12 protein-coding genes are annotated in these 24,059 nt (G+C 74.9%); 4 read left to right on the forward strand and 8 right to left on the reverse strand.

Features of this window, described 5'->3' with window-relative positions; all coding sequences use genetic code 11:
* Positions 1-25 precede the first annotated feature (25 nt).
* Positions 26-1,024, reverse strand: a complete 999-nt coding sequence (locus AF335_RS16240; RefSeq protein WP_102919094.1) for an aldo/keto reductase — start codon at positions 1,022-1,024, stop codon at positions 26-28.
* Positions 1,021-2,025 carry an NAD-dependent epimerase/dehydratase family protein gene (locus AF335_RS16245; protein WP_244927047.1) on the reverse strand — a complete coding sequence of 335 codons (1,005 nt, stop codon included), beginning with the start codon at positions 2,023-2,025 and terminating at the stop codon, positions 1,021-1,023. The genes AF335_RS16240 and AF335_RS16245 overlap by 4 nt, the downstream gene beginning before the upstream one ends.
* A 376-nt stretch (positions 2,026-2,401) precedes the next feature.
* On the opposite strand from AF335_RS16245, the gene AF335_RS16250 reads away from it, so the two are divergent.
* Positions 2,402-2,770, forward strand: a complete 369-nt coding sequence (locus AF335_RS16250) for a nuclear transport factor 2 family protein (protein WP_102919096.1) — start codon at positions 2,402-2,404, stop codon at positions 2,768-2,770.
* On the opposite strand, the gene AF335_RS16255 is transcribed toward AF335_RS16250, so the two are convergent.
* Together AF335_RS16255 and AF335_RS16260 are read right to left on the reverse strand one after the other, a co-directional pair.
* Entirely contained in the window at positions 2,760-3,575 is an 816-nt protein-coding gene (locus tag AF335_RS16255) for an MmyB family transcriptional regulator (RefSeq protein WP_102919260.1), read from the reverse strand. The genes AF335_RS16250 and AF335_RS16255 overlap by 11 nt on opposite strands.
* A 304-nt stretch (positions 3,576-3,879) precedes the next feature.
* Positions 3,880-6,543, reverse strand: a complete 2,664-nt coding sequence (locus tag AF335_RS16260) for an FAD/NAD(P)-binding protein (RefSeq protein ID WP_102919097.1) — start codon at positions 6,541-6,543, stop codon at positions 3,880-3,882.
* Between the two features lie 157 nt (positions 6,544-6,700).
* On the opposite strand from AF335_RS16260, the gene AF335_RS16265 reads away from it, so the two are divergent.
* Positions 6,701-7,168, forward strand: coding sequence for an RrF2 family transcriptional regulator (locus AF335_RS16265; RefSeq protein WP_102919098.1), 468 nt, complete (start codon positions 6,701-6,703; stop codon positions 7,166-7,168).
* Positions 7,169-7,255: 87 nt separating this feature from the next.
* On the opposite strand, the gene cysN is transcribed toward AF335_RS16265, so the two are convergent.
* The 3 genes from cysN to AF335_RS16280 are packed head-to-tail and all read right to left on the reverse strand — an operon-like array spanning position 7,256 to position 10,892.
* On the reverse strand, positions 7,256-9,163 hold the full coding sequence (cysN, locus tag AF335_RS16270; RefSeq protein WP_102919099.1) for a sulfate adenylyltransferase subunit CysN: 1,908 nt from the start codon (positions 9,161-9,163) through the stop codon (positions 7,256-7,258).
* Positions 9,163-10,098, reverse strand: a complete 936-nt coding sequence (cysD, locus tag AF335_RS16275) for a sulfate adenylyltransferase subunit CysD (RefSeq protein WP_244927048.1) — start codon at positions 10,096-10,098, stop codon at positions 9,163-9,165. The genes cysN and cysD overlap by 1 nt, the downstream gene beginning before the upstream one ends.
* Positions 10,095-10,892 carry a 3'(2'),5'-bisphosphate nucleotidase CysQ gene (locus AF335_RS16280; protein WP_170127713.1) on the reverse strand — a complete coding sequence of 266 codons (798 nt, stop codon included), beginning with the start codon at positions 10,890-10,892 and terminating at the stop codon, positions 10,095-10,097. Before AF335_RS16280 ends, cysD begins: the two co-directional genes overlap by 4 nt.
* 347 nt (positions 10,893-11,239) lie before the next feature.
* Between AF335_RS16280 and AF335_RS16285 the strand changes: the two genes are divergently transcribed.
* Positions 11,240-12,031: a thioesterase II family protein gene (locus AF335_RS16285; RefSeq protein ID WP_102919100.1), complete on the forward strand. Its 792-nt coding sequence runs from the start codon at positions 11,240-11,242 to the stop codon at positions 12,029-12,031.
* A gap of 8 nt (positions 12,032-12,039) precedes the next feature.
* On the forward strand, positions 12,040-13,086 hold the full coding sequence (locus AF335_RS16290; RefSeq protein ID WP_102919101.1) for a sulfotransferase family protein: 1,047 nt from the start codon (positions 12,040-12,042) through the stop codon (positions 13,084-13,086).
* Positions 13,087-13,148: 62 nt separating this feature from the next.
* Here AF335_RS16290 and AF335_RS16295 read toward each other — a convergent pair whose 3' ends face one another.
* Entirely contained in the window at positions 13,149-24,032 is a 10,884-nt protein-coding gene (locus tag AF335_RS16295) for an SDR family NAD(P)-dependent oxidoreductase (RefSeq protein ID WP_376697806.1), read from the reverse strand.
* Between the last annotated feature and the right edge of the window lie 27 nt (positions 24,033-24,059).

Below are 24,059 nucleotides of genomic sequence, written 5' to 3' on the forward strand. Positions count from 1 at the left end.
TGGGGCGCGGGGTCCGGGCCGGGACTCACTCCGCCCAGGCGCCCGGCGCCGGCCCGCCGCTCCCGACGGGCGGGAAGATCGCGTCCAGTTCCGCCGACTCCGCCTCGGAGAGGACGAGGTCGAGCGCCCGCACCGCCGAGTCGAGCTGCTCCACCGTCCGGGGCCCGATCACCGCCCCGCTGATGCCCGGCCGCGACAGCACCCACGCCAGCCCCACCTCCGCCGGATCGCGCCCGATCCGGCCGCAGAACCGCTCGTACGCCTCGATCCGGGGCCGCATCTCCGGCAGCAGCTTCTGCGCCCGGCCCTGCGCCGACTTCACCGCGGTGCCGGCCGCGAGCTTCGCGAGCGCGCCGCTGAGCAGTCCGCCGTGCAGGGGCGACCAGGCGAAGACGCCGAGGCCGTAGGCCCGGGCGGCGGGGAGCAGTTCGAGGTCGGCGTGGCGCACGGCCAGGTTGTAGAGGCACTGCTCGGACACCAGCCCGAAGGAGTGGCGGCGGGCGGCGCTCTCCTGCGCGGCGGCGACGTTCCAGCCGGCGAAGTTCGACGACCCGACGTAGCCGACCTTGCCACTGGCGACCAGACGGTCCATGGCCTGCCAGATCTCGTCCCACGGGGCGGCCCGGTCGACGCGGTGCATCTGGTACAGGTCGATGTGGTCGACGCCGAGGCGGCGCAAGGACTGCTCGCAGGCGGCGACGATGTGCCGGGCCGAGAGCCCGCCGTCGTTGAGGCGCTCGCTCATGTCCTCGCCGACCTTGGTCGCGAGGACGACGTCCTCGCGCCGGGCGCCTCTCCGGGCCAGCCAGCGCCCGACGAGCTCCTCGGTGTGCCCCTTGTAGAGCCGCCAGCCATAGATGTCCGCCGTGTCGACGCAGTTGATGCCCCGGTCGAGGGCCGCGTCCATCAGCCGCATCGCGTCGTCGTCCTCGACCCGCCCGCTGAAGTTCACCGTGCCCAGCCAGAGCCGGCTGACCAGCGTCGCGCTGCGCCCGAGCCGCACGTGCGTCCGGTTCTCGCTCATTCCGCGTCCTCGCCCTTCGCCCCGGCCGCCCCGGCCATCGCCGCCACCATGTCGTCGAGCCCCTCGCGCAGGGGCACCCCGGCCCGCCAGCCGGTCACCGCCCGGAAGGCGGCGGGGTCCGACTCCGGGGTGTGGAAGTCGCCGGCCTCCGCGTAGGCGGGAGGCGGTACGGAGAGGACCGGGACGGCGGGTTTCCCGGTGCGCGCGGCGACGGTGCCGGCGAGCGCGGTGAACACGTCGCCGAGGCGCTCCGGCCGCCCGGAGCCGACGAGCCAGGGGCGGCCCTGGAGCCGCGGCACGTGCCGCAGCGCGGCGGCGAACGCGGCGGCGGCGTCGCGGACGTGGAGGAAGTCGCGTTCGACGGAGCCGTCGTGCCACATCGTGAGGGGTTCCCCGCCGAGGGCCCGCGCCGCCATGGCGGAGAGGACGCCCCGGCCGGTGGACCCGGAGAGCGGACTGCGGCCGTACACGGTCGCCAGCCGCAGGACGACGCCGCGCACGGCGCCGTCGGCGGTGCCCGCGCGCAGGATCTCCTCGGCGGCGGTCTTCTGCGCCGCGTACGAGCCGGGCCCCGGGGCGGCGGCGGAGCCGGTCTGGATCGTTCCCGCGAAGATCACCGCGGGTGGGGTGCCGGGGTGGCCCCGGCACGCCTCCACCAGGTCGCGCGCCAGGCCGACGTTCACCCGCTCGGCGCGCTCGTCGGCCGCCCGCCAGGACTGCGCGCCGCCGATGTGGGCGGCGAGGTGGACGACGGCGTCGGCCCCCTCGACGGCGTCGGCGACGGCCCCCGGCAGGGCGAGGTCCGCCCGCCGCACCTCGACGGCGGCCTCCGCCGTCGCGGGTACGGCGACGGGCCCGCGCGAGACGGCCCGTAACCGCACCGGCAGCCGGGCGAGTTCGGCGACCACGGCGGATCCCACGAACCCGGAGGCTCCGAGCACCACGACCGACGGCCCGCGCGGGTCGTCCGGCCCGTCGAGCAACCCGGCGATGTCCTTCACACGGCCTCCCGCACAGCGCACACGATCGAAGTCCCCTGGATTCAACGTCATCGCCACGGGTCGCGGGCCCGCCGGGGCGATCGGGCGGGGGACTTCGTCAGGTCCTGGGGGGCGGCGGACGGGCCGGCGAAAGCCCCTCGGCGGCGTCCGGTTCGCGGCCGCCGACGGCGCCGGAGCCGAGCGGGCCGACCTCCCACTCGATCTGTTCCCGGTCCCGCCGTTCCCCTTGCCTCCGGGGTGGCCGTCCTCATTACCCCACGGGTAATCGCACCCTTCCCCGCCGCCCGGCAAGCTGGCGGCAAGCGGACCCCGGGCCGGCGCACTCCGGCCGGGGGTCCGCGAGGGGGAACACCCGTTGGAGACAGAGGAGCACACCATGTCGCAGTACGAGACCGCCGTCACCCGCTACTTCGAGGCGTGGAACGCCACCGGGGCGGACACGCTCGCCGAGGCCGTCGCCGCCGCGTGGAGCGAGGACGGGTCCTTCACCGACCCGCTGAGCGAGGCCCGGGGGCACGCGGACGTCGCCGCGGTGATCGCCGGGGTCCACGAGCAGTTCCCCGGCTTCGAATTCCGGCCGACGGGCGAGGTCGACGGGCACCACGACACCGCGCGTTTCGGCTGGGAGCTGGTGTCCCCGGCCGACGGGTCCGCGCCGGTGGCCGGGTTCGACGTCATCACCCTGGCCGAGGACGGCCGGATCCGGTCGGTGCTCGGCTTCCTGGACCGGATCCCTACGGCGTGAGGAGCTGACGCTCCCGGAGGTGCCGCGCCGTCTCCGGGTCGGCGGGGAGGAAGGTCTCCATCGCCAGCTCGGAGACGGTGACGTCCATCGGGGTGTTGAAGGTCGTGATGGTCGAGACGAACGACAGGGTGCGGCCGCCGAGTTCGACGATCATCGGCAGCGCGTACGGCGCCCCGCCGGTACCGGCCGGCACCGGCCCGCCGGCGCACCCGTCGGGCAGCGGGTAGGCGCTGACCTCCTCGTACAGCGCGCGCAGCGGGGCGGAGCGCACCAGGGCCAGCTGGCGTTCCATCTGGTGGAGGAGATGGCCGCGCCACTCGGGGAGGTTACGGATGCGCGGGGCGAGGCCCTGGGGGTGCAAGGTCACGCGCATGGCGTTCAGCGGGGCTTCGAGCAGGGGTTCCGCGACGCCCTGGAGCAGCTCACCGACGCCGCGGTTGGCGGCCACCACGTCGTAGGCCCCGTCGACGATCAGCGCCGGGTAGGGCTCGTGGCCGCGCAGCAGGGCGTCCAGGCCGTCCCGGAGCCCGGACAGCGCGGGGTCCTCCAGTGGCCGCTCGGGGAAGAGCGGGGCGTAACCGGCCGCGAGCAGCAGGGCGTTCTGCTCGCGTACGGGCACGTCGAGCCGGTCGGCGAGGCGCAGCAGCAGCTCCTGGCTGGGCCGGGAGCGGCCGGTCTCGACGAAGCTGATGTGCCGGGCGGACGAATCGGCCCGGAGCGCCAGCTCCAGCTGGCTGATCCGGCGCCGCTCCCGCCACTCGCGTAACAGCGCGCCCACTCCGGTGGCCATCGCGACAGTCGTCATGACCCGACCGTAACGCGTGGCGGTACGGCGGCCGCGGCCGGGACGGGGCGACGGCGGGAATTGCCGGAATCCGGCTCGCCGGGCACGTCCCGGAAGGCCCGGGCAGTGCGCCTCCGCGTCCGGGGCAGCGGGCAGGGTGGAGCGGAAGCCGGCGGCAGTGGCCCCCGCGGCCGCCTCCTCCAGTGGTGCGAACTCCCCGGTGGCGCGGCTGACCCGGTGGCCGCGCCGCACCGCACCGGCTCCGCCACCGTGCCGAGCGGCGGGCCGACGCGGCTGTGGGCGGCGGCAGCCTGTACTCGCCTCGTCAGGAAGCCGGCTCCAGGCTCCCCCGCCGCAGCCGGTCCAGCGGCGACGGCCTGCGGTCGAGGCGAGCGTCCAGGAGGGCCGCCGCCTCCTCGTACCGGCCCGCCGAGACCAGGGTGAACAGCAGGGTCTCCTCCACGACGTCGCGCTGGGCCGCGCTGCCGCCCAGGGCCGGCAGCAGGGGCATCAGCGCGCGCAGTACGGGCAGGGCGGTCGCCCAGTCCTCCTCGACGACCGCCGTGAGCGCGGCGCACAGCGGGGCGACGACCTCGCGGAAGGCCCGGTCCCCGTGGGCGCCCGCGTGGGCGCGCAGGCGCGCCAGCGCGGCGCCGTCGCCCGCCGCCGCGAGGGTGACGGCGGTGTGGAGGGCGGCGAACGGGGTCGGCGGCGCGGTCCGCCAGCTCGCGGGGGCCCCGGCGAGGACCGCCGCGGCCGGCAGCGGGCCGTCCCAGGCGCCGGTCATCCGGCAGCGCCACAGGAGCGCGCCGGAGTCCACCAGCGCGCGGGCGCCGGTGACCGTGGGCGGCGCGAGCTGGGCGAGGTAGCGGGCGCGTACGGCGCCGGTGTCGCCCGTGGCCAGTTCGTGCAGGGCGGCGTGCCAGCTGAAGTGGGCGCGGTTGTTGGCGCGCCGGCCCTCCGCGTCGATCCAGCGGTCGATCCAGGCCAGGCCCTCGGTGTGCCGGCCGGTCTCGTAGAAGACGTGGGCCCGCGCGTGGACGGCGTGGCCGGAGCCCGGCTCGGCGGTCAGGGCGCGGGAGGTCAGCTCCTCGGCCTCGTCCCAGCGTTCCTGTTCCTGGCGGACGAAGGCGAGCTGGCCCTGGTACCACCAGTCGTCGCCGTAGGCGGGCGCGAGCCGTTCGACCAGGTCCCAGGTCTGCTCGCCGCACGTCACACCGCCGAAGGCGATGGTCGGCACGGCCAGGCTCACGGCGAGGGCGTCGCGCGGGTGGTCGTCGATGTGGCGCAGCAGCGCGTCGGAGCCGCCCGCCACGGCGCTCGCGGCCGCCGCGACGAAGCTGCGCTCCCGTTCGTCGCAGCCCTTGCCGGCGGCCTCGGCCGCGGCGGCCAGGGCGGCGGGGACGTCCACGTCGGCGCCCCATTCGTGGCCGAGGAGGGCGAGGGTGGCGTGCCCGAGGGCGAAGCCGGGGTCGGCGGCGACGGCCTCCTTCAGGTTCTCCTCGGCGCCGCAGGTCACGCGCAGGATGCCGTCGAGCGCGCGGTTGTACGCGGCGGCCGCCTCCAGGGTGGTGGTGAGCCGCAGCCCGTAGCGGTCGGCGGGGGTGCGGGGGCGGGCGGCCGGGGCCGTGCCGAGGGTCTCGACGACGGCGGCGGCCACGGCGACGGCCTGGGTGCGGATCTCGGGTACGGCGGTGGTCTCCCACAGTTCGCCGCGGCGGGGCGCGCCCAGCGTCCACAGCCGGGCGTCCCCGGCGCCGCGCAGGCGTCCGTCGGGGCCGGTGCCCAGGCCGAGGCCGTGCGGGCCGGGGTGGGCGAGGCCGCCGTCGAGCAGGGAGTCCAGCAGGGGGTCGGCGGCGCGCCGGGCGTCGCCCTGGGGGCCGGTGCAGTTGACGACCGCGCCGACGGTGACCGCGGCGCCGTCGGCGAACTCGACGCGCAGGAGGTCCCCGTCGGGCGTGACCGCCGTGACCTCGGCGGCCCGTACGGCCAGCCGGCCGGTGCGCCGGGCCCCGGCGATCCTGGCGGCGGTGGCGCCGGGCATGCGGTGCCGGTGCACCTCCCACCGGCGCAGGTCCTCGCTCAGGAAACGGGCGCGGTCGGCGGCGGGGAGCCCCTGCCACAGGGCGGTGGTGAGGGGGCGCAGGCTGTCGAGCGCGGGCCGCCAGTCGCCGTGCGTGCGCCGGGTACGGGCGATGTGGCGCAGGACGGCGGCGCGCAGGGCGGGGAGGCCGGTCACTCCGGTGAGGTCGGGGGCGGGTACCGGGCCGGCGGCGGGCGCGGGGGCGTGCTCCTGCGGCAGCAGCCCGTTGCGCGAGACGGCGTGGACCACGCGGTCCGGGCGCTCCAGGGTCACGGCCACGTCGGCCATGGTCAGGCCGGTGCCGACGAGCAGGACGTCCGCGCCCTCCGGTACCCGGGCGAGGGCGCCGGGCGCCCACGGGTCGGCGACGAACCCCGCCGCGCCGCGCAGTTCCGCCGGGGCCCAGTCGGTGCCGGGGGCGTGGTTGCCGGTGGCCAGGACGACCGCCTCGGCGGTGAGGCCGCCGCCGGAGGCCAGGCGCAGCGTGACGCGGCCGTCCTGGCGCGCGGCGGCGTGGACGACGCGGTCGCGGAGCCGGCGCAGCCGGGTGTCGCCGGCCCGCAGGGCGCTCCGCCGCAGGTGGTCCGCGAGGTAGGCGCCGTACTGGGCGCGCGGCGCGAAGGTGCCCTTCCCCGCGCCGGGTTCACGGTCGCGGAGCCAGTCGAGGAAGTCCTCGGGGCGGCCGGGGTCCGCGGTCATGCGTTCGGCGGGGACGTTGAGCAGGTGCCGGGCGTCGGTGGTGGAGTACGCGGCCCCCCGCCCGTTCTCCGCGGCCGGGTCGATCAGCACCACCTCCAGGGGGAGGCGTGCGGCGGCGGCCGCGTCGAGCAGCCGGGCGGCGGTCATCGTACCGGCGGCACCGGCCCCGACCACCGCGACGGTGCAGAATGGATGTACCCCAGCCATAGAGCGAGTCCCCCAGCGCAGCACAATGTCTACTTTTTCGATGGACATAGTTGTCTCGGTACATCCAAGACTCTCTCACCGCCGGGCGCCAGGGATCCCCGGATATACCCTTAGCCACCCCCTAGTTCATGCCGAAAAGGCCGGAGAGGACCCCGTTGTGAGGATCTCAGCCAAGTCCGACTACGCGTTGCGCGCCATGGCGCAGCTCGCCCGTGACGGCGCGGACGGCTCCCCGGTCAAGGCGGGCCGGCTGGCGTCCGAGCAGGACATCCCGCTGAAGTTCCTCCAGGGCGTGCTCTCCGAGCTCAGGCGCGCCCGGCTGGTGCACAGCACCCGGGGCCCCGAAGGCGGCTTCGTCCTGGCCCGCCCGGCGGCGGAGATCACGCTCGCCGACGTCTACCGGGCGATCGACGGGCCGCTGATCAACGTCCGCGACACCCGGCTGTCCGACATCGGGTACGCCGGGCCCGCCGAGCCGCTGCGCGAGCTGTGGATGGCCGCGCGCAGCAGCCTCCGCAACGTCCTGGAGCAGGTCACCCTGGCCGACCTGGACGCCGGCGCGCTGCCCGCCGCCGTCACCGAACTCGCCGAGCAGTACCGGCGCGACGTGCGCACGTACTCCTGACGCGGCACAGGCCGCCGGAGCGCGAAAGGGCGGGGCCGGGGAACTTCCCCGGCCCCGCCCCGCCCGGTCGGTACTGCGGCCGACCGACTACAGCACGCCCATCTCCCCCAGCTTCCCCACCAGTACCTCGACGGCCTCCTCCGGCGCGCAGGCCGTCGTGTCGATCCGGACGTCGGGCCGTTCCGGCGCCTCGTACGGGGAGTCGATGCCCGTGAAGTCGCGGACCTCGCCCGCGCGGGCGCGCCGGTAGAGGCCCTTGGGGTCGCGGGCCTCCGCGACGGCCAGCGGTGTGTCCACGTACACCTCGCAGAACTCGTCCGCCGCCACCAGGCCGCGCGCGAGGTCCCGCTCCGCGCGGAACGGCGAGATGAAGGAGACGATCGTGATCAGGCCCGCGTCGGCCATGAGGGCCGCGACCTCGGCGACCCGCCGGATGTTCTCGGCCCGGTCCGCCGCGCCGAAGCCCAGGTCGCGGCAGAGGCCGTGGCGGACGTTGTCGCCGTCCAGGAGGTAGGTGCGCTTGCCCAGGGCGTGCAGGCGCTTCTCCAGGAGGTTGGCGATCGTCGACTTCCCCGAGCCGGACAGCCCCGTCAGCCACACCACGCACGGCCGGTGACCGGCCGCGGCGGCGCGCTCCGCCTTGCCGACGTCGACGGCCTGCCAGTGCAGGTCGCCGGTGGCCCGCAGGGGCGTGCGGAGCATGCCGGCGCCCACGGTCGTACGGGTGAGGCGGTCGATGACGATGAAGCCGCCGGTGTGGCGGTTGCCGTCGTACGGGTCGTGGGCGATCGGCTGGTCGAGCACCAGCTCGCAGTGGCCGATGGCGTTGAGGCCCAGCTCGGCGCCCGGCCGGCGCTCCAGGGTGTTGACGTCGACGACGTGGTCGATCCGGGCGACCGTGGCGCCGACCGTGCGGGTGCCGCTCTTGACGAGGTACGCGCGGCCCGGGACCAGTGGCGTCTCCGCCATCCACACCAGGTGCGCGGCGAACCGGTCGGCGACGGCGGCGGGTTCGCCGGCGGCGCACAGCAGGTCGCCGCGGCTCGCGTCGATCTCGTCGGCGAGGGTGAGGGTGACGGCCTGGCCGGTGACCGCCTCGGCCAGGTCGCCGTCCCAGCCGGCGATGCGGCCGACGGTGCTGGTGGTGCCGGCGGGCAGGACGCGCACCGGGTCGCCGGGCCGTACGGTGCCCCCGGCGATCGTGCCGGAGAAGCCCCGGAAGTCGGAGTCGGGGCGGTTGACGTACTGCACGGGCATCCGGAAGGGACCCTCGGCGGCGGCCGTCTCGCCGCCGGCCGGGACGACGGTCTCCAGGTGCCCCATGAGGGTGGGGCCGGTGTACCAGGGCGTGTGCGGGCTGCGGTCGACGATGTTGTCGCCGTTGAGCGCGGACGTCGGCACGCAGGTGACGTCCGTGAGGCCGAGCTCCCCGGCGAACTCCCGGTACTCGCGGCAGATGCCGTCGAAGACGCCCTGGTCGTAGCCGACGAGGTCCAGCTTGTTCACGGCGAGGACGACGCTGCGGATGCCGAGCAGGGACACCAGGTAGCTGTGGCGCCGGGTCTGGGTGAGGACGCCCTTGCGGGCGTCGACGAGGATCACGGCGAGGTCGGCGGTGGACGCGCCGGTGACCATGTTCCGGGTGTACTGCTCGTGCCCCGGGGTGTCGGCGACGATGAACTTCCGCTTGTCCGTGGTGAAGAAACGGTACGCCACGTCGATGGTGATGCCCTGCTCGCGCTCGGCGGCCAGGCCGTCCACCAGCAGCGCGAGGTCCAGGTCACCGCCCCGGGTGCCGGACCGCGCGGAGTCGGCCTCCAGGGCGGCGAGCTGGTCCTCGAAGACGAGGTGCGACTCGTACAGCAGCCGGCCTATGAGGGTGCTCTTGCCGTCGTCGACGCTGCCGCAGGTGATCAGCCGCAGCAGGTCCTTGCGCTCGTGCCCGCGCAGGTACTCCTCGATGTCACCGATCGCGGCGCTCGTGGGGGTGGCCATCAGAAGTAGCCCTCCTGCTTCTTGCGTTCCATGGAGGCCGAGGAGTCGTGGTCGATCATCCGCCCCTGCCGCTCGGAGGTCGTCGCCAGCAGCATCTCCCGGATCACCTCCGGCAGGGTGCGGGCGGTGCTCTCCACGGCCCCCGTGAGGGGATAGCAGCCCAGGGTGCGGAAGCGGACGTCCCGGAGCCCGGGCCGCTCGCCCGGCCGGAGCGGGAAGCGCTCGTCGTCGACCATGACCAGGGTGCCGTCGCGCTCGACCACCGGGCGGGGCGCCGCCAGGTACAGCGGCACGATCGGCAGGTTCTCGCGGTGGATGTAGAGCCAGATGTCCAGCTCGGTCCAGTTGGACAGCGGGAACACCCGGACGCTCTCGCCGGGCGCCGTACGGGCGTTGTAGAGCCGCCACAGCTCGGGGCGCTGCCGCTTGGGGTCCCAGCGGTGCTGGGCGGAGCGGATGGAGAACACCCGCTCCTTGGCCCGGGACTTCTCCTCGTCCCGGCGGGCCCCGCCGAAGGCCAGGTCGAAGCCGTGGGCGTCCAGGGCCTGCTTGAGGCCCTCGGTCTTCCACATGTCGGTGTGCACCGACGAGCCGTGCGTGAAGGGGTCGATGCCCCGCTCGACGCACTCCGGGTTGCGGTGGACCAGCAGTTCCAGGTCCAGCTCGCGGGCCGTGCGGTCCCGGAACTCGATCATCTCGCGGAACTTCCACGTGGTGTCCACGTGCAGCAGCGGGAACGGCAGCCGTCCTGGGTGGAACGCCTTCCGGGCGAGGTGCAGCATCACCGTGCTGTCCTTGCCCATCGAGTAGAGCATCACGGGGCGCTCGCTCTCGGCCACCGCCTCCCGCAGGATGTGGATGCTCTCGGCTTCGAGCCGTTCGAGGTGGCCGATCGCGGCTCCGCCCCCGGCCCGTGTGCTGATGTCGGCCGTCACCGTATGTCCCGTTCCCCCGTGCCGGTCCCGCCGGCGGTCGTCCTGAGTGCGTCGAGCAGTTCCCCGGCCAGCTCCGGCCGGCAGACCAGCAGGTCCGGCAGGTACGGGTCGGGGCGGTTGTAGCGCAGCGGCGAACCGTCGAGCCGGGACACGTGCAGCCCCGCCGCGGCGGCCGCTCCGGCCGGGGCGGCGGAGTCCCACTCGTACTGCCCGCCGGCGTGCACATAGGCGTGCGCCTCGCCGGTCAGGACCGCCATGGCCTTGGCGCCCGCCGACCCCATCGGCACCAGCTCCGCGCCGAGCCGCCCGGCGACCGCGGTCGCCGCGGCGGGCGGCCGGCTGCGGCTCACCAGGATGCGCAACGGCCCCTCGGGGGCCGGGGCGAGGGGTGCGGGCCCGCCCGTTCCGTGCACGGCCTCCCGGTCCGGCAGCGCCACCGCCGCCGCGACGGGGACGCCGTCCACGGCCAGGCACACGTGCACCGCCCAGTCGGCGCGCCCCTCGGCGTACTCACGGGTGCCGTCCAGCGGGTCGACGATCCACACCCGGCTCGCCGCCAGGCGGGCCGGATCGGCCGCGCCCTCCTCCGACAGCAGCGCGTCGCCGGGCCGGTGCGCGGCGAGCGCGCGGGCCAGCCACTGGTGGGCCACCGCGTCCCCGGCGGCGCCCAGCGCGGCGCCGGACAGCGCCCGTTCCGCGCGCACCGCCAGCAGCAGCCGGCCGGCACCGGCGGCCAGCTCCGCCGCCAACCGGTGATCGTCCGCCGGTGTTCCCCACTCCTCGGGCACGTCCACTCGGGATCCCAAACTGTCGATGTCCTCAGGAACACGGCCCGGCCGCTCGAAATCGCCCGGCACACCGCGTACTTATCGAAAATCCATCGCCAATGCTATGCGGCGGCGGCCCGTGCGGTCGAGCGGGGCATTGCCCGGCACGCATTGCCGCCCCCGGTTAGGGGGACGTTAGGGGCGGCCTAGGGGTTGGTCACCGGCAGTTCATCTGGCAGCGTCAATACCGGAAATATAGGCTTCACTTGGACAACGGCCGGACCGACCAGTGTTCACAGGGGATGGTAACCCGGTATCCGACCACCGACCCGGATATGGCGCTGGTTCCCGTCTCGGAAGGACACCAGCCAACAATGTCAGCAACACCTGTGGACAGCGGCACCTGGGTACGCCGGTTCCATCCCTCGCCGGACGCCGGCACCCGCCTGGTCTGCTTCCCGCACGCCGGCGGCTCGGCGAGCTACTACTTCCCGGTCTCGGCCGCCATGTCGCCCTCCATCGAGGTGCTGGCACTGCAGTACCCCGGACGGCAGGACCGGCGCACCGACCCCCTGATCGAGAGCCTCCCCGAGCTCGCCGACCAGATCTTCACCGCCCTGCGGCCCTTCGCCGACCGGCCGCTGACGTTCTTCGGCCACAGCATGGGCGCGACCCTCGCCTTCGAGGTCGCCACCCGGTTCGAGCAGGTCGGCGCCCCCGTCTCCGGCCTCTTCGTCTCCGGCCGGCGCGCCCCGTCCACGCACCGCACCGAGACCGTGCACCTGCGCTCCGACGACGGCATCGTGAGCGAGCTGCACCAGCTCAACGGCACCGACAGCGGCGTACTCGGCGACGAGGAGCTGCTGCGGATGGTCCTGCCCGCGATCCGCGGCGACTACAAGGCCATCGAGACCTACCGCTACGAGCCCGGCCCCCCGCTCACCTGCCCGGTGCACGCCATGGTCGGCGACGCCGACCCCAAGGCCACCCTCGACGAGGTCCGCGCCTGGCGCGACCACACCACCGGCCCCTTCGAATTCGAGGCGCTGCCCGGCGGGCATTTCTACCTCAACCAATACCAGAAGGAGATCGTCAACCGGATCTCCGACCACATCGCCTGCGCGGCACAGCCCGAGAGTTTTCCGAGCACCCGGACCGGAAGGTAATTGCAGCGATGTCCGAACAGCGGCGCGACTCCGCCCCCGGCACATTCGTCATCTGCAGCGGGCGGTGCGGTTCCACCCTGATCGCCGATCTGCTCGCCGAGCATCCCGACATGACGCCGTTGCTGGAGTTCTTCGGCTCCCAGTATCAGGCGGGCATGGTGCAGAAACCCATGACCGGGCAGGAATTCTGGGAACTGCTCACCGCACCGTGGATCTCGATGAACACCGCGCTGCGCATCGGCCGGGTCCCCAAAGAGGTCCGCTACGACGTCACCGGCCTGGACCCCGAGACCGAGCTGAGCGGCCTCCTCGGCTTCACCCTCCCCGCGCTCACCGAGGACCCCGACCGGCTCCTGGAGGAGCTGTCCCAGGTCGTCCCGGGCTGGGAGACCCAGCCTCTCGGCGCGCACTACCGGCGGTTCTTCACCCTGCTGACCCGGCACGCGGGCCGCCCCCGCTGGGTGGAGAAGTCCGCCACCTCCGGCGTCTTCGTCCACGACCTGCTGGACATGTTCCCGGACGCCCGGTTCGTCTACCTGACCCGCGACGTCGTGGACGTCTCCGTCTCCATGACCGGGCACCCCATGTTCCTCATGGCCGACCTCAGCATCGCCTTCCAGCAGCGCTGCGACGTCGACCCGTACCAGGCGGGCGGCGTCCCCGAGGGCTTCGAGGCCCCGGCCGACATGGACCACCTGATGCCGGAGAACCTCTCCCCGTTCGTCCTCGACTACCGCTCCGGCAGCGTGGAGTCCCTGATGAACCTCACCGGGCTCCAGGCCATGATGGCCAAGTACACCGACGACGCGCTGAGCGGCCTCCCCGCCGACCGGGTGCACCGCATGGTCTACGAGGACCTGCTCGCCGACCCGCAGGGCGAACTCGGCGGCCTGGCCCGCTTCCTGGAGCTGACGGACGCCGAGGAGTGGGCACGGCGCTCCGCGACCCGCGTGGCCAAGCCGCGCGCGAAGGACCTCCAGGTGGACGCGGACGGCCGCGCCCAGCTGAAGGCGCTCTACGACGAGGTGTACGCCACCACCGAAGTGACGCGCTGACGCACCACGAACGGCGGGAGCCGGCCGGTCCGCGGACCGGCCGGCTCCCGCCGTTCCCGGGCTCAGCCGTCCAGGTCCAGCGGCTCCAGCTCGCCGTCGAGGATGTCGAACAGCTCGTCCGCCGTCGCCGACTCCAGCGAACGCTCCTCCGCCGGGGGCGCGCCCAGCGCCTGCCAGGCGGAGGTCAGCGCGCGCAGCCGGGCCGCGATCCGGGCGTGCTCCTCCTCGTCCGGCCGCTCGCCCGCCACCGCCGTCTCCAGGCGCAGCAGCTCGTCCTCCAGCGACAGCCGCCGCGTCTCCTCCGCCGGGGCCAGCAGGGAGTCCAGGTACTCCGCGAGCACGTGCGCCGTCGGATAGTCGAAGATCAGCGTGGCCGGGAGCCGCAGCCCCGCGACCGTCTGCAGACGGTTGCGCAGCTCGACGGCCGACAGCGAGTCGAAGCCCAGCTGACCGAACGCGCGGCCGGGCTCGACGGCCTCGGGACCCGGGTGCCCGAGCACCACGGCCACCTCGGTACGGACCAGCTCCAGGAGCGCCCGCTCCCGCTCCGCCCGGGTCAGGGCCGCGACCCGCTCGGCGAACGGCCGCTCCGCACCGGAGGCCGGCGCGGCGGCCGAGCGCCGGGCGGCGGCCCGGACGAGCCCGCGCAGCAGGTGCGGCACCGGGTCGGTACCGGCCTGGGCGCGTACGGCGGACACGTCCAGCCGCATCGGCACCAGGACGGCCCGGCCCGCCGGGTCGGGGGCGGCGCCGAGCCGCGCCAGACCGTCCGCCTCGGGCAGCGGCAGCATCCCGGAGCGCGCCATGCGGCGCAGGTCGGCGGCGCCGAGCTCCGCGCCCATGCCGCCGGGACCGTCCCACAGCCCCCAGGCCAGGGAGACCGCGGGGAGGCCGAGGTGGCGGCGGTGGACGGCGAGCGCGTCGAGGAACGCGTTGGCGGCCGCGTAATTGCCCTGCCCCGAAGCGTCGAAGACTCCCGCCACCGAGGAGAACAACACGAAGGCCGACAGACTCTCCATACCGGCGGTCAGCTCGTGCAGGTGCCAGGCCGCGTCGACCTTCGGACGGAAGACGACATCCAGACGCCCGGGAGTGAGGGAACTGATCACACCGTCGTCCAGGACACCGGCGGTGTGCACCACCGCCGACAGCTCGACACCTGCAAGCAACCCCTCCAGCGCCTGACGGTCCGACACATCACAGGCGGTGATGGTCACCTCGGCGCCGAGAGCCGTGAGTTCTTCGCGCAGCTCGGCCGCACCCGGGGTATCCGGGCCACGACGGCTCGTCAGCAACAGCTCACGCACACCGTGCTCGACCACCAGATGCCGGGCCACCAGCGCACCCAGACCACCCGTACCACCCGTGACCAGCACCGTCCCAGCACCGTACCGGCCGGGGGCGGCGGGCGCGGCGTCAGTGGTGCGGGCCAGGCGGGGGACGAGCAGCGAGGCGCCGCGCAGGGCGAATTCGGGTTCGTCGGAGACGAGGGCGGTGGCGAGGGCAGTGGCCGTCCCGTCCGTCTCCGCCGCCTCGTCCAGGTCGATCAGTACGATCCTGCCCGGCTGTTCGGCCTGGGCCGCGCGCACCAGACCACGGACGGCGGCACCGGCCGGATCGACGGCCCGCTCGGCCGGGTGGCCGGTGGAGACGGCACCCCGGGTGACGACCACGAGCCGGGCGGCGGCCCAGCGGTCGTCGGCGAGCCAGGTGCGCAGCACGTCGAGGACGGGTGCCGTGGCGGCACGTACGGCGGCGGGCAGGCCGGTCCCGTCATGCGGGACGTGGGCGTCGAGGACCACGACGTCGGGGCGGGGACGGCCCGCGACGGCCCCCGAGAGGTCCGCGAGCTCCTCGGTCCGCAGCCCGGCGGCGCGCAGGGCCGCAGCCAGGGGCTGCCGCTGCCCGCCTTCGCCCAGAACGGCCCAGACGTCCTCGTTCCGTGCGGTGGTGGCCCCGTCCGAGGCGGCGGCGGTCCACTCGACGTGGAACAGGCTGTCCCGGCCCGCAGCAGCCGGTTCGAGGTCGGCCGGCCGGAGCGACAGGGACGCCACTGACGCCACGGGCGCGCCCGACACGTCGGCGGCCTCCAGCGCCACACCACCCGGGGCGGGGGCGACCCGCACCCGCAGCGCGGTGGCGCCGGTCGCGTGGAGGGTGACGCCCGACCAGGCGAAGGGGAGTTCGGCACGGCTTTCGGAGCCCCCCAGCCCGATGGCGTGCAGGGCCGCGTCCAGCAACGCCGGGTGGAGCCCGTACGCGGCGGCGTCCGTACCCTCCGGCAGGGCCACCTCCGCGTAGACCTCGTCGGCGCCGCCGCCGCTCCAGGCCGCCGTCAGGCCCTGGAAGACGGGGCCGTAGTCCAGGCCGAGGGCGGCGAAGCGGTCGTAGAGGTCCTCGACGGCCAGGGGCGCGGCCCCGGCGGGCGGCCACTCGGAGAACGCGTACGCCGGCTGCCGGGCCTCCGGAGCCAGCGCACCGGAGGCGTGCCGCACCCAGGTGCCGTCGCCCTCGCGCCGGGAATGGACCGCCAGGGAACGGCGGCCGTCGGCGTCGGGCGCGCCGACGGAGACGCGCAGCTGCACACCGTCGCGCTCGGGGAGGACGAGAGGCGCTTCGAGGGTCAGCTCGTCGACGGTCGCGCACGCGCAGTCGTCGGCGGCCCGGACGGCCAGCTCGACGAAGGCGGTACCGGGGAGAACGGCCACGCCCCCGACCGCGTGCTCGGCCAGCCACGGGTGCGTACGCAGCGACAGCCGTCCGGTGAACAGCTGCCCCTCCGGCAACTCGACGGCCGCGCCGAGCAGCGGATGCCCGGCCTCGCCCAGCCCGGCGGCGGTGACGTCACCGGGCTCGGTCTCCGACGCGCTGAGCCAGAAGTGCTGGTGCTGGAAGGGGTAGGTGGGGAGGTCGGTGAGGGCGGCGCCGGTGCCGGAGAAGAAGGCGGACCAGTCGACGCGGGCGCCGGTGATGTGGAGGCGGCCGAGGGCGGTGACGAGGGAGGTCGGCTCGGGGCGGTCCTTACGGAGGGCCGGGATGAAGGCGACGTCTTCGGCGTCCGGCAGGCACTCCTGAGCCATCGCGGAGAGAACGCCGTCCGGGCCGAGCTCCAGGAAGGTACGGACGCCTTCGGAGTGGAGGGTCTGGATGCCGTCGGCGAAACGGACGGCCTCGCGGACGTGACGGACCCAGTACTCGGGGGACGTCAGGTCCGTGGCCAGTTCGCCTGTGACGTTGGAGACGACCGGGACAGAAGGGGCGGCGTAGGTGAGAGATTCAGCGACCTCGCGGAAACCGGCCAACATTCCATCCATCAAGGACGAATGGAACGCGTGCGAGACATTCAGGCGGCGCGCCTTCTCGAAACGACCGGCCACCTGCGCCACCGCGAGCTCGTCGCCCGAGATCACCACGGACGACGGGCCGTTGATCGCGGCGATGTCGACACCGTCGACGAGCACGGCACGGACATCGGCCTCGGTGGCACGCAGGGAGACCATCGCCCCACCGGCAGGCAGGGCCTGCATCAGGCGGGCGCGGGCCGCGACCAGCTTGCCCGCATCCTCCAGCGAGAACACACCGGCGACATGAGCGGCGGCGATCTCACCAATGGAGTGACCGGCCACGAAGTCCGGCCGGATGCCAAAGGACTCGGCGAGACGGAATAGCGCAACCTCGATGGCGAACAGCGCGGGCTGCGTGTTCTCCGTACGAGCCAGCAACTCCGCATCGTCCAGAACAGCCGGGCCCAAGCCCAGCGCCGCACAAGCAGCGTCGAAAGCCCCCGCAAACACCGGGTAAGCGGCATACAGCTCACGCCCCATACCGGCCCGTTGAGCACCCTGACCCGTGAACAACGCGGCAAGCTTCCCGCCCAGCACCCGGCCCTTGACCGTCTGCTCGCCGTCCACCACCACAGCCCGGTGCTCGAACTGCGCCCGCGCCGTCGCCAGCGTGAAACCGACATCCACCGCGTCAAGACCGGCAGCCGCCTCGACCACCTGGGCGACCTGCGCGTCCAGCGCCTCAGCCGTCTTACCCGACACCACCCAAGGCACCACCGGCAGAACGACATCACCACCAGTCGCCGCAGTCCCGGCCTCCGGTGCCTCCTCGATGATCACGTGGGCGTTGGTGCCGCTGATACCGAAGGACGACACGCCCGCACGACGCGGCCGGTCCCCCGCCGTCGCCCACTCGCGGGCCTCCGTGAGGAGCTCGACCGCGCCCGCCGACCAGTCCACCTGCGGCGAGGGCTCGTCCACGTGGAGGGTCTTCGGGAGCACTCCGGCCCGCATCGCCATGACCATCTTGATGATCCCGCCGACACCGGCCGCCGCCTGCGCGTGACCGATGTTCGACTTCAGCGAACCGAGCCACAGCGGCTCGTCGCCCGCACGCTCCTGACCGTACGTGGCCAGCAGCGCCTGCGCCTCGATCGGGTCACCCAGCGTCGTACCCGTACCGTGCCCCTCGACCGCGTCGACCTGGTCGGCGGACAGACCGGCCGACGCCAGCGCCTGCCGGATCACCCGCTGCTGCGACGGGCCGTTCGGCGCCGTCAGACCATTGCTCGCACCGTCCTGGTTCACCGCCGAACCCCGGATGACGCCCAGCACCTGATGGCCGTTGCGCCGCGCGTCCGACAGCCGCTCCACGAGCAGCATGCCCACGCCTTCGGCCCAGCCGGTGCCGTCCGCGCCTGCCGCGAACGCCTTGCACCGGCCGTCCGCCGCGAGTCCTCGCTGCCGGGAGAAGTCCACGAACGTGTCCGGGGTCGTCATCACGGTCACGCCACCGGCCAGCGCGAGCGAGCACTCGCCCGTACGCAGCGCCTGGATCGCCCAGTGCAACGCCACCAGCGACGACGAACACGCCGTGTCCACCGTCACCGCCGGGCCTTCGAGGCCGAACGTGTACGCCACCCGGCCCGAGACCACACTCCCCAGACCACCGTTCCCCAGGAAACCCTCAAGGCCCTCGGGAACCACCCGCAACCGCGACGCGAAATCGTGGTACATCACACCCGCGAAAACGCCCGTACGCGAACCCCGCAACGACGACGGCTCGATCCCCGCCCGCTCGAAGACCTCCCACGACGCCTCCAGCAGCAACCGCTGCTGCGGGTCCATCGCGAGAGCCTCACGCGGCGAGATACCGAAGAAGTCCGGGTCGAAGTCCCCCGCGTCGTGCAGGAAACCGCCCTCCACCGCGTACGTACGCCCCACCGCGTCCGGATCGGGGTCGTACAGCCCCTCCACGTCCCAGCCGCGGTTCTCCGGGAACCGGCTCACTCCGTCCCGGCCACCCGCGACGAGATCCCACAGACCCTCGGGCGAAGTGACCCCGCCCGGGTAACGGCAGCTCATCCCCACGATCGCGATCGGGTCGTCGTCACCGGCCACGGCGGCGGGGAGTTCCGTCCCCCCGCCCGACGCGGTCTGCTCCGTGGTGACGCCGAGGGCCTCCAGCAGGTGTTCCGCGAGGGCTTCCGAGGTCGGGTAGTCGAAGATGAGGGTGGCGGGCAGCCGCAGGCCGGTGGCCGTGTTGAGGCGGTTGCGGAGCTCCACGGCGGCGAGGGAATCGAAGCCGATGGCGCTGAACGCCCGGTCGGTGGCGACGGCCTCGGGGCCCGCGTGGCCGAGGACCAGGGCCACCTGGGTACGGACCAGGTCCAGTACCGCTTCCGTCCGCTCCGGTGCGGCCAGGGCCGCCAGACGGCGGCGCAGGGTCTCGTCCGCCGTGTCGGCTCCGGCGGACGCCGCCGCCCGTGCCTGCCGGCGGGTGGGCTGTGCGCCGGGGCGGACGACGCCGCGCAGCATCCACGGCACTCCCCCGGCGCGGGCGCGCAGGGCGGCGGTGTCGAGCCGCATGGGCAGCAGGACGGGTTCCCCGGTGGCCAGGGCGTCGTCGAAGAGGGCCAGGCCCTCGCGTGTGGTGAGCGCGGGCAGGCCGGAGCGGGCGACGCGGCGCAGGGCCGCCTCGTCCAGGCGGCCCGCCATGCCGCCGCTCTCCGCCCAGAGGGTCCAGGCGAGGGCCGTGGCGGGGAGGCCCTCGGCGTGGCGCCTGCGGGCCAGGGCGTCGAGGGAGGCGTTGGCGGCGGCGTAGTTGCCCTGGCCCGCGCCGTCGAGGGTGGCGGCCGCCGAGGAGAAGAGGACGAACGCGGTCAGCTCCGTGCCGCGCGTCAGCTCGTCCAGGTGCCGTGCGGCGTCGGCCTTCGGGGCCGCGACGCCGTCGAGGCGGTCCGCCGTGAGCGTGGTGACCGTGCCGTCGTCCAGGACGCCGGCCGCGTGGACGACTCCGGTGAGCGGGTGCCCTGCGGGTACGGAGGCGAGGAGCGCGGCCAGCGCGTCGCGGTCGGCGACGTCGCAGGCGGCGAGGGTCACCGTGGCGCCCAGGCCCTCCAGTTCCGCGCGGAGCCCGGAGGCGCCGGGGGCGTCAGGGCCGCGGCGGCCGGTCAGCAGCAGGTGGCGTACGCCGTGTTCGGTGACCAGGTGGCGGGCCAGGACGGCGCCGAGGCCGCCGGTGCCTCCGGTGATCAGGACCGTGCCGTCGGCGGACCAGACGGGACCGGCACCGTGCGGGACGGGCACCCGGGCCAGCCGGGCCACGGAGAGGGCCCCGGCGCGTACGGCCAGTTCCGGTTCGCCCGTGGCGAGGGCGTGGCCGAGGGCCGTGGGAAGGGCGTCCGCGGACTCCGCGGCCCCGTCCGTCTCGATCAGGACGAAGCGGTCCGGGTGCTCGGCCTGCGCCGCGCGGACCAGGCCGCGTACGGGCGCGAGCGCGGTGCCGGCGTCGACGGCAACGGCCAGCCGGTGGCCGACGGGACGGTCGCCGGCCAGCCATTCCTGGATCGACGCCAGGGCGCCGGCCGCCGTAGCGGGGCGGACGAGGACACCCGCGGAGGCGGCGTCCGGCCCGGTGAGCGGCTCGCCGGGGGCGGGCTCGGCGACGGGCGCCGCCGTTCCGCCCGGCTCCTGGACCGGGGTCCAGCCGGGGCGGAACAGCGAGTCGTGGAGGGCGTCGGCGAGCAGCTCGCCCGAGACGGGGCGCAGCACGAGGGAGCCGATGTCGGCGACGGGTGCGCCTGTGCCGTCGGCGACGGCCAGGGTGGCGCCGGAGGCGGTGGGGGTGATCCGGACGCGCAGTTCCCCGGCGCCGACGGCGTGCACGGTGACGCCGGTCCAGGCGAAGGGCAGTTCGGCCGTCTCGGAGGGGATGGCGTGCAGGGCCGCGTCGAGGAGCGCCGGGTGGAGGAGGAAGGACCCGGCGTCGCCGGCCCGCTCCAGGGCGACCTCGGCGAAGAGGTCCTCGCCGCGCCGCCAGACCGCGCGCAGGCCCTGGAAGGCGGGCCCGTAGTCGTAGCCCTGGCGGGCCAGTTCGCCGTAGTGGTCGCCGAGTTCGACGGGGGTGGCGCCCTCGGGCGGCCAGACCGTGAGGCCCGGGTCGGCCGGGTCGGCGGCCGTGGGCTCCAGGGCGCCGGTGGCGTGCCGTGTCCACGCCTCTCCGGCGTCGGCCGTCTCACGGCGCGAGTGGATCTCCAGGGTTCGGCGGCCGGTGCCGTCCGGTTCGGAGACGGTCAGCTGGAGGCGGACGGCCTCGCGCCCGGGCAGGGTGAGGGGTGCTTCCAGGGTGAGCTCGGCGAGGAGCTCACAGCCGGTGCGCTCGCCGGCCTGGAGGGCCAGTTCGACGAAGGCGGTGCCGGGCAGGAGGACCGTGCCCGCGACGGCGTGGTCGGCGAGCCAGGGGTGGGTGCGCGGGGAGATCCGGCCGGTGAGGACCAGGCCGCCCGCCTCGGCGAGGCCGAGTTCGGCGGCGAGCAGCGGGTGGGCGACCGGTACGAGGCCGAGCCCGGCGGCGGCGCCGTGCGCGGCGGGGGCGTCCAGCCAGTAGCGGCGGCGCTGGAAGGGGTAGGTGGGCAGGTCGACGGGGGCCGGGGTGCGGCCGGGGAGGCGGGCGGCGTAGTACGCGGCCCAGTCGACGTCGGTGCCGCGCGTGTGGAGGGTGGCCAGGGCGGCGGTGATCTCGGCCGGCTCCGGCCGGTCGCGGCGCAGGGCCGCGACGAACGCGACGCCGTCGGCGTCCGGCAGGCAGCCGTCCGCCATCGCCGTGAGCACGGAGTCCGGGCCGAGTTCGAGGTAGGTGCGGACGCCCTGCTCGTCCAGGGTGCGGATGCCGTCGGCGAAGCGGACGGCCCGGCGGACGTGGCTCACCCAGTAGTCCGGGGAGCACAGTTCCTCCGCCGTGGCGAGGCGGCCGGTGACGTTGGAGACGACGGGGATGCGCGGCGGCGCGTAGTCGAGGATGCTCGCGAAGTCGGCGAACTCGGCCAGCATCGCGTCCATGTGCGCGGAGTGGAAGGCGTGCGAGACGTTGAGCCGCTTCGCGGTGGCGAAGCCGGCCGCGACGCGCTCGACGGCCTCCTCGTCACCGGAGATCACCACGGCGGTGGGGCCGTTGACGGCGGCGATGTCGACGCCGTCGACGAGCGCGGCACGGACCTCGTCCTCGGTGGCGCGCAGCGACACCATCGCGCCGCCCGCCGGGGCCTCCTGCATCAGCCGGCCGCGGGCGGCGACGAGCAGGGCCGCGTCCTCCAGGGTGAGGACGCCCGCGACGTGCGCCGCGGTGAGCTCGCCGACGGAGTGCCCGGCGACGAAGTCGGGGGTGACGCCCCAGGACTCGGCCAGGCGGAAAAGTGCGACCTCGACGGCGAACAGCGCGGCCTGCGTGTACTGGGTGCGGTGCAGCAGCCCGGCCTCGGGCGTGTCCGCCCCGGCGAGGAGCACGTCGCGCAGCGGCCGGTCGAGCTGGAGGTCGAGGTGGCCGCACGCCTCGTCCAGGGCCGCGGCGAAGACGGGGAACGCCTCGTACAGCTCGCGGCCCATCCCGGCGCGCTGCGCGCCCTGCCCGGTGAACAGGACCGCGAGCTTGCCGGGCTTGGCGGTGCCGGTGACCAGGCCGGGGGCCTCCTCGCCGGCGGCGAGGGCCGTCAGGGCGGCGAGGACGGCCTGCCCGTGTCCGCCGGCACCGGCCTCGGTGAGGAGCACGGCCCGCTCCTCGTGGGCGGTGCGGGTGGTGGCGAGGGCGTACGCGATGTCGGCGGCGTCCCCGGGGGCGCCGGGCTCGCGCTCGGCGAGGTGTGAGCGCAGGAGACCGGCCTGCGCGGCGAGCGCCTCGGGGGTACGGGCGGAGACGAGCCAGGGGAGGGCGACGGGCTCCGTGGAGGCGGCGCCCGGCGACCCGGCCGGGTCGCTGTCGGCGGTTCCTACCGAGGCCGGAGGCGGCACGTCCACGGCCGGGCGCTCGGCCCGGTCTCCCTCGGCGGGCCCGGTGTCCGCGTTCGGCCCGGCGGGCAGCTCGTCGATCGGCCGGGACGACCGGGGCGCCTCTTCGATGATCGTGTGCGCGTTGGTGCCGCTGATGCCGAAGGACGACACACCGGCCCGGCGCGTCCTGCCCTCCTCGGCGGGCCAGGCGCGGGCCTCGGTCAGGAGTTCCACGGTGCCCGCCGACCAGTCCACGAAGGGCGTGGGCTCCTGGACGTGCAGGGTCCGCGGCAGCGTGCCGGCCCGCAGCGCCATGACCATCTTGATCACACCGCCGACTCCGGCGGCGGCCTGGCTGTGCCCGATGTTGGACTTCAGCGAGCCGAGCCGCAGGGGCCGGTCGCCGGGGCGCTCCCGCCCGTAGGTGGCCAGGAGCGCCTGGGCCTCGATGGGGTCGCCGAGCCGGGTTCCGGTGCCGTGGGCCTCCACGGCGTCGACGTCGGCGGCGGACAGGCCGGCGTCGCCGAGGGCGGTGCGGATGACGCGCTGCTGGGCGAGGCCGTTGGGCGCGGTGAGACCGTTGCTGGCGCCGTCCTGGTTGATGGCGGTGCCCCGGACGACGGCGAGGACGCGGTGGCCGTTGCGGCGGGCGTCCGAGAGGCGCTCGACGACGAGCACGCCGACGCCCTCGGCCCAGCCGGTGCCGTCCGCGTCGGCCGAGAACGCCTTGCAGCGGCCGTCCGTGGCCAGGCCGCGCTGCCGGCTGAACGCGGTGAACGTGCCGGGGCCGGCCATCACCGCGACACCGCCGGTGAGGGCCAGGTCGCACTCGCCGCGCCGCAGCGACTGGACGGCCAGGTGGAGGGCGACGAGCGAGCCGGAGCAGGCCGTGTCGACGGTCAGCGTGGGGCCTTCGAGGCCGAGGGCGTAGGCGACGCGCCCGGAGACGACGCTGGTGGCGTTGCCGGTGAGGAGGTAGCCCTCCAGCCCGTCGGGGGCCTCGTGCAGCCGGGGCCCGTACTCCTGCGGCTCGGCGCCGATGAAGACTCCGGTGCCGGAGCCGCGTACGGAGCCGGGGGCGATCCCGGCCCGCTCCAGGGCCTCCCACGACGTCTCCAGCAGCAGCCGCTGCTGGGGGTCCATGGCGGTGGCCTCGCGGGGCGAGATGCCGAAGAACTCCGCGTCGAACTCGGCGGCGTCGTGCAGGAAGCCGCCGCTGCGGACGTAGCTGGTGCCCGGCCGGTCCGGGTCGGTGTCGAACAGTGCCTCCAGGTCCCAGCCGCGGTCCTCGGGCAGCCCGGAGATCGCGTCCCGCTCCCCTGCGACGAGCCGCCACAGGTCCTCGGGCGAGCGGACGTCGCCGGGGTAGCGGCAGGCCATGCCGACGATGGCGACGGGCTCGTCGTCCGCCGGGCGCGGCGCGGGCCGTCCGGCCGCCACGGCCTCGGTGCCGCCGGTGAGCAGCTCGTGCAGGTGACGGGCGAGGGCGGCGGGGGTGGGGTGGTCGAAGACGACGGTGACGGGGAGCGCGAGGCCGGTCCCGGCGGTGAGGCGACGGTGCATGTCGACTGCCGCGAGCGAGTCGAAGCCGAGGTCCTGGAAGGGGCGGTCGGGGGCGGGGCCCGCGGGCACGTCCCGGCCGGCGTGGCGTAGCGCCGCCACGGCCGTCTCGGTCACGAGGTCGAGGAGGTCGCGTTCACCGGT

Origin of the sequence: Streptomyces eurocidicus (assembly GCF_002891295.1) — a bacterium.
GTDB lineage: Bacteria > Actinomycetota > Actinomycetes > Streptomycetales > Streptomycetaceae > Streptomyces > Streptomyces eurocidicus.

Bases quoted from the DNA above. Each gene is read 5' to 3' on its own strand.
- AF335_RS16240 (WP_102919094.1), bottom strand. From the start codon at position 1,024: ATGAGCGAGAACCGGACGCACGTGCGGCTCGGGCGCAGCGCGACGCTG.
- AF335_RS16250 (WP_102919096.1), top strand. From the start codon at position 2,402: ATGTCGCAGTACGAGACCGCCGTCACCCGCTACTTCGAGGCGTGGAAC.
- AF335_RS16255 (WP_102919260.1), bottom strand. From the start codon at position 3,575: ATGACGACTGTCGCGATGGCCACCGGAGTGGGCGCGCTGTTACGCGAG.
- AF335_RS16260 (WP_102919097.1), bottom strand. From the start codon at position 6,543: ATGGCTGGGGTACATCCATTCTGCACCGTCGCGGTGGTCGGGGCCGGT.
- cysN (WP_102919099.1), bottom strand. From the start codon at position 9,163: ATGGCCACCCCCACGAGCGCCGCGATCGGTGACATCGAGGAGTACCTG.
- AF335_RS16285 (WP_102919100.1), top strand. From the start codon at position 11,240: ATGTCAGCAACACCTGTGGACAGCGGCACCTGGGTACGCCGGTTCCAT.
- AF335_RS16290 (WP_102919101.1), top strand. From the start codon at position 12,040: ATGTCCGAACAGCGGCGCGACTCCGCCCCCGGCACATTCGTCATCTGC.